This window comes from Thalassotalea profundi, assembly GCF_014653195.1.
Lineage (GTDB): Bacteria > Pseudomonadota > Gammaproteobacteria > Enterobacterales > Alteromonadaceae > Thalassotalea_B > Thalassotalea_B profundi.
This window is the reverse complement of sequence record NZ_BNAH01000002.1, coordinates 116276-131798: the sequence shown is the minus strand read 5'-3', so window position 1 is coordinate 131798 and position 15523 is coordinate 116276. Positions and strand designations below refer to the sequence as shown.

General features: G+C 36.5%; 12 protein-coding genes. 11 read left to right on the top strand and 1 reads right to left on the bottom strand.

Annotated elements, in window-relative coordinates; all coding sequences use genetic code 11:
* Positions 1–305 precede the first annotated feature (305 nt).
* The 10 genes from tviB to galE all read left to right on the top strand — a co-directional run bounded on the left by tviB (position 306) and on the right by galE (position 12476).
* Positions 306–1586, top strand: coding sequence for a Vi polysaccharide biosynthesis UDP-N-acetylglucosamine C-6 dehydrogenase TviB (gene tviB / locus IE155_RS02720; protein WP_189376571.1), 1281 nt, complete (start codon positions 306–308; stop codon positions 1584–1586).
* A 106-nt stretch (positions 1587–1692) separates the two neighbouring features.
* Positions 1693–2712, top strand: coding sequence for an NAD-dependent epimerase/dehydratase family protein (locus IE155_RS02715; RefSeq protein WP_189376570.1), 1020 nt, complete (start codon positions 1693–1695; stop codon positions 2710–2712).
* A 107-nt stretch (positions 2713–2819) separates the two neighbouring features.
* Complete coding sequence (gene galU / locus IE155_RS02710; RefSeq protein ID WP_308433805.1) at positions 2820–3719, top strand: UTP--glucose-1-phosphate uridylyltransferase GalU; 900 nt, start codon at positions 2820–2822, stop codon at positions 3717–3719.
* Positions 3720–3774: 55 nt separating this feature from the next.
* Positions 3775–5403 carry a glucose-6-phosphate isomerase gene (gene pgi / locus IE155_RS02705; RefSeq protein WP_189376569.1) on the top strand — a complete coding sequence of 543 codons (1629 nt, stop codon included), beginning with the start codon at positions 3775–3777 and terminating at the stop codon, positions 5401–5403.
* 103 nt (positions 5404–5506) lie between these two features.
* A complete protein-coding gene (cysD, locus tag IE155_RS02700) occupies positions 5507–6439 on the top strand; it encodes a sulfate adenylyltransferase subunit CysD (protein WP_268245236.1) in 933 nt (310 codons plus the stop codon).
* A gap of 100 nt (positions 6440–6539) precedes the next feature.
* Positions 6540–7955, top strand: a complete 1416-nt coding sequence (cysN, locus tag IE155_RS02695) for a sulfate adenylyltransferase subunit CysN (protein ID WP_189376567.1) — start codon at positions 6540–6542, stop codon at positions 7953–7955.
* Positions 7956–8082: 127 nt separating this feature from the next.
* The gene (locus tag IE155_RS02690) at positions 8083–9810 is read left to right on the top strand and encodes an SLC13 family permease (protein WP_189376566.1); all 1728 of its coding nucleotides are present in this window, start codon (positions 8083–8085) and stop codon (positions 9808–9810) included.
* Between the two features lie 15 nt (positions 9811–9825).
* Entirely contained in the window at positions 9826–10443 is a 618-nt protein-coding gene (gene cysC, locus IE155_RS02685; protein ID WP_373295347.1) for an adenylyl-sulfate kinase, read from the top strand.
* A 17-nt stretch (positions 10444–10460) separates the two neighbouring features.
* The gene (locus IE155_RS02680) at positions 10461–11414 is read left to right on the top strand and encodes a DHH family phosphoesterase (protein WP_189376564.1); all 954 of its coding nucleotides are present in this window, start codon (positions 10461–10463) and stop codon (positions 11412–11414) included.
* Positions 11415–11465: 51 nt separating this feature from the next.
* Positions 11466–12476 (top strand): UDP-glucose 4-epimerase GalE, encoded by a 1011-nt coding sequence (galE, locus tag IE155_RS02675; RefSeq protein ID WP_189376563.1) that lies wholly within the window; start codon positions 11466–11468, stop codon positions 12474–12476.
* A gap of 45 nt (positions 12477–12521) precedes the next feature.
* On the opposite strand, the gene IE155_RS02670 is transcribed toward galE, so the two are convergent.
* Positions 12522–13742, bottom strand: a complete 1221-nt coding sequence (locus tag IE155_RS02670) for an EAL and HDOD domain-containing protein (protein ID WP_189376562.1) — start codon at positions 13740–13742, stop codon at positions 12522–12524.
* 289 nt (positions 13743–14031) lie between these two features.
* On the opposite strand from IE155_RS02670, the gene putP reads away from it, so the two are divergent.
* On the top strand, positions 14032–15516 hold the full coding sequence (gene putP / locus IE155_RS02665) for a sodium/proline symporter PutP (RefSeq protein WP_189376561.1): 1485 nt from the start codon (positions 14032–14034) through the stop codon (positions 15514–15516).
* Positions 15517–15523: the final 7 nt, after the last annotated feature.

Here is a 15523-nt window from a genome sequence, read left to right as displayed (position 1 = left end):
GATTTTAAATTGAACAATTTGTCTAAAAATAGTTAAAAATGACGTTGATAAAATAAAATCTGCGCTTGTTATACCGAGGATAAAAGAGAAGTGCAAGTAATTAGCGTATTCATATGAAAGGCTCTATGAAAGTTTTATTTACAATAATCACATTAATTTTTAGTTGAAAATAAGGCTAATTGGATAATGTATAATCTATTTTGTGTTCAGTTAAACTAATTATTCCTAGTGTTCAATTGTTAAATAATAGTAATATTAGTTATTGAAAGTTTATATGTTAAAAAATAAAGGATTAAGTGCGAGCTATGTTTCATACATTAGAAAATACTAAAGTGGCCATTATCGGTTTAGGATATGTTGGATTACCGCTAGCGGTTGAATTTGGTAAAAAATATCCAACACTAGGATTTGATATAAACAAGCAACGTGTTGAAGAGCTTAATCAGGGAAATGATTTTACTTTAGAAGTCTCTAAAGAAGAAATGGCGGAGTCACCATTTATTAATTATTCAGCGAATGTAGATGATTTAAAAGAATGTAATGTTTATATCGTTACCGTACCCACACCTATTGATCAACACAAACAGCCTGACTTAACGCCATTAATTAAAGCCAGCCAAATGTTAGGCAGTGTGATTAGTAAAGGTGATATTGTTATTTATGAATCAACCGTTTTCCCAGGAGCAACAGAAGACGAATGCCTACCGGAAATTGAAAAAGTCTCAGGGTTAACTTTTAACACTGATTTTTTTGCGGGTTATAGCCCTGAGCGAATTAATCCAGGCGATAAAGAACATCGCGTAACTAACATACTAAAAGTGACTTCAGGGTCAACACCTGAAATTGCTGACTTTGTGAATAGTTTATATGCTTCTATTATTACTGCCGGCACTTATTTGGCTTCATCAATTAAAGTGGCAGAAGCGGCTAAAGTGATTGAAAACACACAACGCGATTTAAACATTGCACTAATCAATGAATTAGCGGTTATTTTTAACAAGCTAGGTATTGATACAGAAGAAGTCTTAAAAGCTGCAGGAACCAAATGGAATTTCTTACCATTTCGTCCAGGGCTTGTAGGCGGACACTGTATTGGTGTTGATCCTTATTATTTAACACATAAAGCACAGTCTATAGGGTATAACCCTGAAGTAATACTAGCAGGTCGACGCATTAATGATGGTATGGGGGCGTATGTTGTAGCCCAATTAACCAAACAAATGATTAAGCGTAAAATTCAAATTAATGGCGCTAATGTACTCGTAATGGGCTTAACCTTTAAAGAAAACTGCCCTGATGTACGTAATACAAAGGTGGTAGATATCCTATCTGAATTAGCTGAATACTATATTAATGTTGATGTTTACGACCCTTGGGTTAACCCAGAAGAAGCAAAACATGAATATGACGTTGATCTTATCAAACAGCCTGATAGCAATAAATACGATGCCGTAATTTTTGCCGTGGCCCATCATCAATTTAAGGTGTTAACAGCTGACGATATTAAAGGTTACTTAAAACCTGAGCATGTTATTTATGATTTAAAATACATGCTAGACCCTCAATTAGCTGATATTCGTTTATAACCACAAATAGATTAATGCCAATAAGAGCACTTATTGGCATTGTGTCGGCTAAATTCTCAATGTTAAACTATTCGTTAATTATCAATAATCTTTAAATGGACGTTGTATGAGTCATTATCATCAAATTCAAGCGCAATTAAAAAACACGCAATATACCTGGCTAGTGACAGGTTGCGCCGGTTTTATTGGTTCTAATTTATTAGAAGCTTTGCTATTACTTAATCAACGTGTTGTTGGATTAGATAACTTCTCCACCGGATATCAAAAGAATTTAGACGAAGTTCAAGAAACCGTTTCGAGTGAGCAATGGCTGAATTTTAAATTTATTAAGGGTGATATTTGTCAATTAGAGGATTGCCAGCAAGCGACTCAGGGTGTTGATTATATTCTTCACCAAGCTGCTTTGGGTTCTGTACCACGTTCTATCGCTGATCCAATAACTACAAATGCTTCTAATATTACTGGCTTTTTAAATATGCTAGTCGCGGCGAAAGAAGCAAACGTTAAAACCTTTGTTTATGCTGCATCAAGCTCTACTTATGGTGATCATCCTGCTTTACCTAAGTTAGAAGATAATATTGGCAACCCATTATCACCTTATGCCGTCACGAAATATGTTAATGAGTTATACGCAAGTGTGTTTAAGCGAACGTATGATTTAGATTGTATTGGCCTTCGTTATTTTAACGTTTTTGGTAAACGTCAAGACCCAGAAGGCGCTTATGCTGCGGTTATTCCTAAGTGGACAGCTTCTATGTACAACCAAGAAGATGTATTCGTTAATGGCGATGGTGAAACCTCTAGAGATTTTTGTTTTATTGAAAATGCTGTGCAAGCTAATATTTTAGCGGCTATGGCAAACGATAAGGGTAAAAATCAGGTATATAATGTTGCCGTTGGTGATAGAACCACTTTAAATATATTATTTGATAGTTTAAAAGTTGCTTTGGCAGAAAATGGCGTTATTGTTGATAAACCTCCCGTTTATCGTGATTTTAGAGCCGGTGATGTTCGTCACTCTCAAGCGGATATTTCTAAAGCAAACACACTCTTAGGTTATGAACCTGAATACCGCATTCAACAAGGTATTACTAAGGCAATGAAATGGTATGTAAGCCATTTATAAGTACTCATTATTAGATTTTAATTATACAAGTGAGCTTAATTCACCTGTGTTAACGAGTATTTTATTGTATGTTATCAATTGAAAATGGATTAAAAAGAGAAACATAAATGAGTATAAATATTAAAAAAGCGGTTATTCCTGTTGCTGGTTTAGGTACGAGAATGTTACCTGCAACTAAGGCTATTCCAAAAGAAATGCTACCGATTGTAGATAAACCATTGATCCAATATATCGTTAATGAATGTGTGGACGCTGGTATTAAAGATATTGTTTTAGTTACTCATTCATCAAAAAATGCCATTGAAAACCATTTTGATAAGTCATTTGAATTAGAAACAACTTTGGAAAAGCGTGTTAAACGTCAATTACTTGATGAAATTCAAGCTATTTGTCCGAAAGACGTTACTATAATGCATGTTCGACAAGGCGAAGCTAAGGGCTTAGGTCATGCGGTGCTAAAAGCACGCCCATTAATTGGTGACCAACCCTTTGTAGTGGTGTTGCCAGATGTTATTTTGGATGATGCAAGTGCCAATTTAAAAACTGAAAATTTAGCGGCAATGTTAAAACGATTCGAAGAAACCGGCCATAGTCAAATATTAGTAGAACCTGTACCAGAGGCGTTAGTGAGTAGTTATGGTGTTGCTGATTGTAATGGCGAGACGTTAGTTGCAGGTGAGTCTAAAGTTATGACCCAAGTTGTAGAAAAGCCAGCAGTTGATGAAGCGCCGTCAAATCTAGCCGTTGTTGGTCGTTATGTGCTTTCTGCACCCATTTGGGATTTATTAGAATACACGCCGCCAGGGGCTGGTGATGAAATTCAGTTAACTGATGCTATTGCGAGCTTAATGAAAGTAGAGCCGGTAGAGGCATTTCATATGACAGGTAAATCACATGATTGCGGTTCAAAAATGGGATATATGAAAGCTAATATTGAATATGCTTTACGCCATAAAGAGTTAGGTGACGAGTTTAAGGATTACTTGAAAACGTTAATTAATAACTAGTTATGATTGAAGTTATCTGTTTAGTTTTAGCATCAAAGTAGGTAGGGTACTTTAAATGGAATTGTCTGACTTTTGTCAAATGAAAGGGAAGGTTAGTACCCGTTCAATATCTTCGTTATTTTCACTTAATAATCGTGCTGCAGCTATGTCATTAACTGCAGCAGGCTTATTTCTCGATTACTCCAAACAAAATATCACAGAGCATGAACTTTCTTTATTAATCGCTTGGGCAAAAGAGCAAGGACTTGCAGATGATATTCAACAGATGTTTTCTGGTGAGAAAATAAATTCAACAGAAAACCGAGCGGTACTTCATTCAGTATTACGCGCGCCTAATGCCGTTAAGAAAACCATTCTAAAGGATGTAGCTGAAGAGGTCATTGAAACGGAACGTCGAGTTGAAAAAATTGTTGACGAGGTGCGCTCAGGAAAACTCATTTCTGCGTCAGGAAAACAATATACTGATGTACTTGTTATTGGTATTGGTGGCTCTTTTTATGGTGTAAAAGTCGCGCTAACGGCATTAAGGCCATTTTGTAGCAATACGCTATCAGTCCATGTACTTGCAAATGTAGATGGTGGAGCAGTTCAGGAAAAACTTGCAAACCTTGATGTCAGCACAACACTTGTAATCGTTATCTCTAAAACGTTTACTACTCAGGAAACATTACTTAATGCGAAAGCTGTTAAGCAATGGATGCTAACTAAGAGCGATACTCAGTATTCACGCAATGTTATTTCTACACAATGGTTTGCTATTAGCACTAATATTGCAAAAGCTACAGACTTTGGTTTGTTAGTTGACCATATTTTCCCTATGTGGGATTGGGTCGGTGGTAGATTTTCATTATGGTCAGCGGTTGGATTGCCGTTAGCTTTAGCGATAGGTAATCAAGCGTTTGCTCAATTAAAGCAGGGTGCTTATGAGATGGATCAGCATTTTAGTCATAGTGCATTTGAAGATAATATGCCGGTAATTATGGCATTGATTGGAATATGGAACCGAAATGTATTAGCCCATAGTAGCTTGGCCATTTTACCTTATGATCATAGTCTTAGAGCTTTACCTGGTTATCTGCAACAAACTGACATGGAAAGTAATGGTAAGTCTGTTAATAAAAAAGGCGAGAAATTAACATGTACTACTGCCCCTATTGTTTTTGGTCAGGAAGGCACCAATAGCCAACATGCTTTTATGCAATTAATGCATCAAAGCGACGAAATTATTCCGACCGACTTTATTGTGGCCTTAAAGGGAGCAAGTGAGTTAGAGGAACATCATAAAGTGCTTGTTGCTAACTGCTTTGCTCAAAGTGAAGCATTAATGCAAGGAAAAATTTTAATTCAGGCACAACAAGAGTTACTCGAACAAGGTTTCAATTCAGAAGAAATTAAAAAATTGGCCCCCCATAAAGTCATGAAAGGTAATACGCCAAGTAATATGTTAATGCTTGATGAAGTATCCCCTCATAGTTTTGGTGCGTTACTTGCGCTTTATGAACATAAAATTGCAGCGCAGGGTTTCTTATGGAAAATCAACTCTTTTGATCAATGGGGCGTTGAATTAGGTAAACAGCTGGGACAACAAATATTATCGGTTATCGATGGTGGGGAAGACCCGTCTTTATCTGCTTCAACCTCAGCATTAATTAGCCGTTTTAAGTACGCAAATGTAGCTAAATAAATATAACGTCCTATAACTCACCTCCTTATTCAATATTGATATATTAAAGCTTTTTCTTATATGGAAAGGCATATACCTTTGTGTCAGAATAGCCTCATTAATTATCACTTATGCTAACCATGCTGGTAGTAAAGATATGAACCTAACTCATTTACAAAAATTAGAAGCTGAATCTATTCATATTATTCGAGAAGTTGCGGCTGAATTTGATAAACCAGTAATGCTTTATTCTGTAGGTAAAGACTCTGCGGTGTTATTACATTTAGCGCGAAAGGCTTTTGCGCCGGGAAAAATTCCTTTTCCTTTATTACATGTAGATACTACTTGGAAATTTAAAGAAATGATCGCTTTTCGTGATCAAATGGCCAAAGACTATGGATTTGAATTATTAGTGCATAAAAACCCGGAAGGGTTAGCAATGGATATTAATCCATTTGTTCATGGTAGCGCTAAACACACCGATATTATGAAAACACAAGGCTTGAAACAAGCATTAGATCAATATGGGTTTGATGCTGCTTTTGGTGGTGCACGTCGCGACGAAGAAAAATCGAGAGCTAAAGAACGTGTTTATTCGTTTCGTGATAAAAATCATCGTTGGGATCCTAAAAGTCAGCGTCCAGAGCTATGGAATGTGTATAACGGTAAAGTGAACAAAGGTGAAAGCATTCGAGTTTTTCCCTTGTCTAACTGGACGGAGCTTGATATTTGGCAATATATTTACCTAGAAAGTATTCCAATTGTGCCGCTGTATTTATCTGCAAAACGTCCTGTTGTTGAGCGTGATGGGACTTTGATTATGGTTGATGATGACAGAATGCCATTATCTGAAGGTGAAGAAGTACAAATGAAAAATGTACGCTTTCGAACGCTAGGGTGTTACCCATTAACCGGTGCGGTTGAATCTGAAGCCGCAACATTACCTGATATTATTCAAGAAATGTTATTAACCAGAACCTCTGAACGACAAGGGCGTGTCATTGATCATGACTCAGCAGGCTCAATGGAGAAGAAAAAAATGGAAGGTTACTTCTAGTTTTATTCTAATGTATTAAATAACAAGGTATTTGGGCACTGAATATTTTAATTGGCCTAAATCAGATTGAACATAGGTTATAAGTTCTAAAGGAAATAAAATGAGTCACCAATCAGACTTAATTGCAGATGATATTCAAGCATATTTAAAACAACATGAGAACAAAGAACTAGTTAGGTTTTTAACTTGTGGTAGCGTTGATGATGGGAAAAGTACACTAATTGGTCGCTTATTGCATGATTCAAAAATGATTTTTGAAGATCAATTAGCGGCCATAGAAAAAGACAGTAAAAAGTCAGGTACTACGGGCGAAGCAATTGATCTCGCACTATTAGTTGATGGTTTACAGTCTGAACGCGAACAAGGTATTACTATTGATGTTGCTTACCGATATTTTTCCACCGATAAACGTAAGTTTATTATTGCTGACACCCCAGGACATGAGCAATATACCCGTAATATGGCTACAGGGGCGTCTACTTGTGACTTAGCCATTATATTGATTGATGCACGTTATGGCGTGCAAGTTCAAACTCGTCGACATTCTTTTATTTGTTCACTATTAGGTATTAAACATGTGTTAATTGCCGTCAATAAAATGGATTTAGTTGATTATAGCCAAGACCGCTATCAAGAAATTAAAAAAGATTACCGTACATTTGCAGATGATCTTGCTTTTGAAGATGTACGCTTTGTGCCAATTTCTGCTCTTAATGGTGATAATGTTGTTGAAGAAAGTACCAATATGGATTGGTATCCAGGTGCAACGTTAATGAAATTATTGAATACGGTTAATATTGAAGCAAAAGAAATTAATTCTGAATTTCGTTTGCAGGTTCAATATGTTAATCGCCCTAACCTTAACTTTAGGGGGTTTGCTGGTACCGTAGGTTCGGGTCATATTCGTGTGGGGGATGAAATTGTTGCTTTACCATCAGGTAAAGAAAGTACAGTAAAGTCAATTGTCACCTTTGATGGAGAGCTTGAGCGAGCAGATAAAGGTCAAGCTATCACCTTAACGCTAGAAACTGAAATAGACATTAGCCGTGGTGAAATGATCGTTAAAAAGGGTTACTTACCGACGTCAGCTAAAGAGTTTAATGCAAAAGTCGTATGGATGCATGAAGACGAACTTGAAAAAGGCCGTGAGTATTACATTAAGCATGGTAGTAAAATGACTAGTGGACATGTTGTGGATATTGAACATCGCGTAGATGTTAATACCATGGAAACATCCGAGGTTTCACAATTAGCATTAAATGAAATTGGCTCGGTTAATTTTGAAGTGGCAGAAACCTTACATTTTGATTCTTATCAAAATAACCCATCAACGGGAGCTTTCATCATTATTGATAGGCTCAGTAATATAACAGTTGGTGCTGGTATGATCACAGATGCTATTGTTCAGCAACAAGAACATACATATAGTGAATTTGAAATTGAGTTTAATGCATTAGTACGTAAGCATTTTCCACATTGGGGAACTCGCGACGTCAAGAAAATGTTCAACAGCTAATTATACTTGTCGTATAAAAAGTATATGTCGGCACTGTTATTCCTAATGACAGTGCCGTTAATTTTTTGTATTTTTCAACGAAGATTAGTCTCTATTTATTAGTAGGGTACTGAAAAGGATAACAATAATGGGTGCAACGCAATGGTTGCTTATCGCTATTTTTGTTGCAACTTTTATTGGGCTTATTAAGTTTCAGCAATTTCCTGAGCGAGTATTTGCTGGGGCTTTATTTGCTTGTTTGGCTTTTTCATTTGTAAATACCCATGACGTGTTAGCTAATGCTGTTAATCCGGGATTAGTTACTCTTATTTTACTGGTTTTAGCTTCATTTTCATTTGAAAGAACGAGTGTATTAAGACGTTTATCTGCAGTCATGATTAACGGCTCTAAGTTTAGGTCTAGCGTGCGTACGTTATTTTATACTGCGCTAGCTTCTGCATTAATGAATAATACCGCAGTGGTTGCGGCTTTAATTTCAACCATTAAAAATAATACCTTAATTAATCCAGGGAAATTATTATTACCTTTATCTTTTGCCGCTATTTTAGGCGGTACATTAACGTTAGTTGGTACATCAACTAATTTAATCGTCAATACTATGTTGATTAAGCAAGGGCATCCTACATTAGGATTTTTTGATTTCACACTGATCGGTTTGTGTGCTTCAGTGATTTGTTTGATGATTATTATTTTACGACAAAATAGTTTGCCTGATATGGTGATGGAAAAGATGGCCAATCAAGATTATCTTGTTGAAGCTGAGGTTTCTGCTGAGTCAAAACTGATTGGATTAACGGTGGAAGAAAATGGCTTACGTAATTTAGATTCATTATTTTTAGTTGAATTAGTCAGACGTGGTCGTTTAATTTCACCTGTAGCCCCAGATGAAATTTTACTACAAGGCGATAAGCTTATTTTTTCAGGTGATGTATCTAAAGTACTTGTTTTACAACAATTTGATGGTTTAGTGTTATTTGCCGAAAAAGATGGGCTATTAAGAGATAACTTAACAGAAGTATTAATTAAACCCGATTCTGCCGTTGTCGGTAAAACATTAAAAAAAGCAGGTTTTCGTGCGCGTTTTGACGCTGCCGTGGTTGCCGTCAGACGAGAGGGTACTGCATTATCGGGTAAGTTAGGTGACTTAGTTATTCAACCGGGAGACTTTTTGGTTTTAGCGGTTGGTAATGATTTTAGTTCGCGTACTAATTTAACTAAAAACTTTTTTATTTTATCGGGTCATAAGCCTGAAAATATGCTCTCTGGTTGGCGAGATAGCTTAACCGTTTTTGGCTTTATTGCTGTAATTGCAGTTTCTGTTTTTACGTCATTAGGCTTATTAAAAGCATTAATGTTTTATGTTGCTTTACTTGTGTTTACTGGTTGTTTAACTATTAATGAAATTAAGCGCCGTTTTCCATTAGAGATATGGATGATAGTCCTCGGTGGGTTAACATTAGCTCAAGCATTAGATTCAAGTGGCGTTGCACATCTAGTCGCTAACAATATTGCAGGCTTATTGCAAGGACAAAGCGCCTATTTTACATTGATTGTCATTTTTATTTTAACCTTAGTCATGACAGAAGTAATGACTAATAGTGCCGCAGCAGCCCTGTTATTTCCCATTGCTTATAGTATTTCAATGGGGCTTGAAGTAAGCCCGTTACCCTTTGTTATGGCCGTTGCGTTTGCGGCGAGTGGTAGTTTTATTAGTCCATATGGTTATCAAACGAATGTTATGGTTTATAACGCGGGAAATTATACGTTAACAGATGTGGTAAAATTTGGTATTCCAGTATCAATCGCTTATACCTTGGTAGTGTTAACCTTATTACCAATTGTATTTCCTTTTTAATGGTGTGAAATCAAAATGGAAAAAATGACCAATATGAAAACAGAAAATACCGTTTGGCACCAACAGCAAGTGAGTAAATTTCAACGTGCTCAGTTGAAAAATCAACGACCTTGTTTGTTATGGTACACCGGTTTGAGCGGTTCAGGAAAATCTACCGTAGCTAATGCCGTCGATGCTTTATTGTTCGAAAGAGGTTGCCACAGTTACTTACTTGATGGTGATAATGTTCGTCATGGTTTAAACGGTGATTTGACCTTTAGTGATGAAGATCGTATTGAAAACATTCGTCGAATAAGTGAAGTAGGAAAGCTTTTTATTGATGCTGGTGTTATTGTGTCAACCGCGTTCATATCACCTTTTTCTGCTGATCGCCAAATGGCAAAAAAACTGCTCGAAGATGGTGAGTTTATTGAGGTGTATATTGATACACCGATTGAAGTTTGTGAGCAGCGCGATCCGAAAGGCTTATATAAAAAAGCTAGAGCAGGTGAAATTAAAGACTTTACGGGGATAGATTCTACTTATGATGTACCTTTATCTCCAGAAATACATATTAAAACCGAGCAGTTAAGTGTTGCCCAATGCGCTGAACAAATAGTCGCTTATTTACTCAGCCATCAGTATATAAAATAAAGTATTAAGGAAATAGAATGCATTTCGATGTTTTTAATGGTGATGCTGATGGCATTATTGCTTTAGTACAATTACGCTTAGCCCAGCCTAAAGAGTCAATATTAGTGACTGGGGTTAAAAGAGATATTAACTTAGTTGAGCAGGTTGATGTAAGCACAGCATCTTCAATGACGGTATTGGATATTTCAATGGAAAAAAATACCGAAGCGTTAAACAAAGTGCTGGCACATAATATTCCGACCTTTTATGTCGACCATCATAGAACGGGTGATATACCCGTAAGTGAATGGTTAACAACAATTATTAATACCGATGCCAATACTTGTACTAGCTTACTGATAAATGAGCATTTGAATGGTCAATTCGCTTATTGGGCAATTGCCGCTGCTTTTGGCGATAATATGAATCTTTCAGCCACTTCGCTAGCTAATAAATTAGGATTAAGTGAAGAGCAACAAGCTCAATTAAAAGCACTGGGTATTTACGTTAACTACAATGGATATGGCGCTACAATTGAAGATCTACATTACCCGCCAGCTGAGCTGTTTAAGCTTTTGGTACAGTTTGAAAACCCTTTTGATTTAATTAACGATAAGCATTCTGTATTTACATCCTTAGAAAAAGCTTATCAAGAAGATATGCTCAAAGTAAAACAAGCAGAGATTCTAGCGGATGAAACTAAGTGTAAAGTCATTGTATTACCTGATGAGGCATGGGCAAGGCGAATAAGTGGTGTTTTAGGTAATGATTTAGCTAACCAGTCACCTAATAAAGCTCATGCGGTGTTTACCGAAAATGCTGATGGGTCGTATCGGGTAAGTTTGCGTGCGCCATTATCCAACAAGCAAGGAGCTGATACTATTTGTGTTCAGTTTCCAACAGGTGGCGGCCGATCAGCGGCGGCAGGAATTAATTATTTACCTGCAGAACTAGTGTCAAAGTTCATTGAAACAGTTAAACTATATTATTAGTTTTCTAATATTAGTTTGTTGTTGAAAATCGTATTTAAAGGGAATAAGTAAATGAGCATTTTAATCACAGGTGGTGCAGGTTATATTGGTAGTCATACTGTAGTTGAATTATTAGCGTCAACCGATGACATTATTATTGTTGATAATCTATCAAATGCTAACATTTTAGTACTCGATCGCATCAAAGAGATTACTGGTAAAACGGTTAGTTTTATTAAGGCTGATATTTGTGATCATGATGCGATGGAACAGCTTTTTTCTCAGCATACTATTGATTCAGTTATTCACTTTGCAGGTTTAAAAGCGGTTGGTGAATCAAATGATATGCCATTGACGTATTACCAAAACAACGTTGCTGGAACTATCACTTTGTTGCAGGTAATGGCGCAACATAATGTTAAGAAGCTCGTTTTTAGTTCTTCAGCCACTGTTTATGGAGAGCATAATGTTTCGCCATTAGTAGAAACTATGCCAACGTCGGCGATAAATCCCTATGGCCAAACAAAGTTAATGATTGAACATATTTTGTTTGATTTAGCCAAGAGCGATCCTCAATGGTCAATTGCATGCTTGCGTTATTTTAATCCTATTGGCGCTCATCATTCAGGACTAATCGGTGAAAACCCAAATGGTATTCCTAACAACTTATTGCCTTATGTTGCTCAGGTTGCTGTTGGGCGTTTACCTAAATTACAAGTTTTTGGTGATGATTATGATACGCCTGATGGAACTGGCGTAAGGGATTATATTCACGTGGTTGATTTAGCTATTGGACATGTTAAAGCACTAGAAAGTATTGAGAAAATCCAAGGTTGCCGACCTATTAATCTTGGTACAGGAAACGGTACCTCAGTACTAGAGGTAGTCGATAATTTTCGTCAAGTGAGTGGAAAAGCTATTCCTTATGAAATAAAGCCAAGACGTGCTGGTGATATTGCAACAGTATTTGCTAATGCAGAATTAGCTGAACGCTTATTGTCTTGGCGCGCGGAGCGTGATTTAAATACTATGATCGTTGATACTTGGCGCTGGCAGTCTAATAACCCGAACGGATTTGAGTAAATAACCTGTAAGGATCTAGCTCTATCTGATGACCTAGATCCTTATTTAATCAATATGTTTAGATTGTTCATCAGCCCAAGCTAAAGCTTGGTTATAGTTTTTAAGCGTTTGCTCTTTTTCTAGTCCTAATTTTTCCATCACTTTTCCTATTTTCCCCCATTGTGCTAATTCAATTAGCGTAACAAGGGTAATAAGTGCGGCCATAGGGCCTTTTTTTGTCAGTAGCGGATCTTTAATTTGCTGAGCAAGCGGTAGCTTTTCTAAAACATTTTCTAGCGTTTCATCAAGAATTGCATCTATTTTTGATAAGAGTCCAGTAAGAAAAGCGGTTGATGCATCAAGTGGTGTTTTTAGACGCACAGCTGTTAATTCACAAAATTTAGCTCTAGCCATCGCTAAATTGATTAACTCAGTTGGCTTGTCAGGATTAACATTGGTTGCGAACATTAAACCTAAAAAGCGCTTTAGCTCTCCTGCGCCTAAGGTCACAAGCGCTTGTTTAATTGTCGATATTTCAGTTCTTCGTCTAAAAATAGGCGAGTTTGCATAACGTAATAATTTATAAGAAAGTGACACGTCTCGTTGAAATACCGCCGTGATACTTTCTAGATCAAGTTCGGGTTTTGATGTTTCATATAAAAGCTCTGCCATTGCCATTTGAGAGGGTGACAAGTTCTTTGTTTTCATCATCTCTGGTTTTGCAAAAAAATAACCTTGAAATAATTCACAACCGAATGCTTTGGCTTGATCATATTCTTCATAAGTTTCTATTTTCTCGGCAAGTAACTTAATGTGAGGGAATGCTGCAATTGCATTTTTAATCGTTAGCCTATCTTCTGGACTCGTTCTACGCCAACAAATTTTTATAATGTGGATGAATGGGAAAAAATGCGCCCAAACATTTTGATGTTCATAATCATCTAACGCTATGGTATAGCCTTTTTCGTGTAAAGTTTTGATTAAGGCGAGGAGTCTCTTACCTGGTTTAACTGTTTCTAATACTTCTACTACCACCTCTTCAGGCGTTAGCATTGTAGGATATCCTTGCTCTATAGTTTCTTGAGTAAAGTTAATAAATGCTGGCTTGTTGCCGGTAAAATCGCTGACACCAACATTAAATTGGCTTGCTTCAACCATTTTACTTGTTGCTTCATCGCCATCAATATTAGGAAAGACATTATTTATGCTATCGCGAAACAAAAGCTCGTAAGCAAATAGGTTTTTGTTTTCATCTAAAATTGGTTGTCGAGCAGCATAAAAATACATATAGCATCCTGATTATTTTCTGTATTCAATATATTTCATAAAAGAAATAAATTCATTAAATATTTTATCTTACGTCTTATAGTAATGCTAAGTCTTCATCCATAAAGTTTAATTAATAGGTTTTATTGGCAGAAAATCGGTACACTTTTTTTAATCTTATTTTTGTTATTTAAAGAAAGCAAGACTAATAGTCTATAGTATAGCGCTTTGTTTACAGTTGTTTTATTTTTTTACTCTAGATACATTATTTATGTCATCATGTAAGAAAAACATAATTTGGGAGGTTTAATTGTCAATTGCAACATTTATTGCTTTAGCGCTGTATTTTATCACTATGCTGGGGATAGGCTTATACGCTTATAAAAAATCAACCAGTGATGTTGCTGGATTTATGCTTGGAGGGCGAAATTTAAGCCCTGGGGTAACGGCACTTTCTGCAGGCGCTTCTGATATGAGTGGTTGGATGTTAATGGGCTTACCCGGTGCGATGTATTTAACTGGGTTGAGCAGCACTTGGATTGCGTTTGGCTTAGTTATTGGTGCATATTTGAATTACTTGATTGTCGCGCCGAAACTAAGAACTTATACAGAACAGGCTAATAACTCGATAACACTTCCTGATTATTTTGAAAATCGATTTCAAGATAAAAGCCGAATGCTACGTTTGGTTTCCTCAATCGTTATTATTATTTTTTTCACACTTTATACTTCATCAGGAATTGTAGCTGGCGGTAAATTGTTTGAAAGCTCATTTGGATTGAATTACGAGTGGGGTCTTTATATTACCGCAGGTGTTGTGGTGGCTTATACACTTTTTGGAGGTTTTTTAGCGGTCAGTCTCACTGACTTTGTTCAGGGTTGTATTATGTTCCTTGCGTTGATACTTGTACCTACAGTAGTGCTTTTTGATGTTGGTGGGGTTACCGCTGTACAACAGAGTATCGAACAAATTGATCCCAAACTGTTAAATTTATTTAGTGGTGTTAGTCTCATTGGTATTATATCGGCGATGGCTTGGGGCTTAGGGTATTTTGGACAACCTCATATTATTGTGAGATTTATGGCAATACGTTCTATTAAAGACTTGCCTGCAGCTCGTCGTATAGGCATGAGTTGGATGATTGTTTCGGTGTGTGGTGCTGTTGCTACTGGTTTTGTTGGTATTGCTTATATAGCTAAAACAGGTGCTACATTAAATGATGCTGAAACTATTTTTATCGTGTTATCTCAATTACTCTTTCACCCTTTTATTGCAGGCTTCTTATTAGCGGCTATTTTAGCGGCAATAATGAGTACTATTTCATCTCAACTTTTGGTTACCTCTAGCTCATTAACTGGAGATTTTTATCAAGAATTTTTAAATAAAACAGCAACCGAAAAGCAATTGGTTTTTGCTGGTCGAGTTTCAGTTTTAATAGTCGCGATTGTTGCTGTTATGTTAGCTTTTGATAGAAATAGCTCGATATTAACCTTAGTAAGCAATGCATGGGCTGGTTTTGGTGCTGCTTTTGGCCCCGTTATTATTTTAAGCCTGCATTGGAAAAAAATGAATCGTAATGGAGCCTTAGCCGGTATGATTGTTGGCGCATTAACTGTATTATTCTGGATTTATGCACCATTAACAATAAATGGTCAATCCTTAAGTGCAACGCTTTATGAAATTGTTCCTGGTTTTATATTATCTTTCTTGACTATTATCATCGTCAGTAAATTAACCTATAAGCCTAATGCCGAAATAGAGGCAACATTTGAGCGTGTACTAGAGCATCATTAAGGAATGT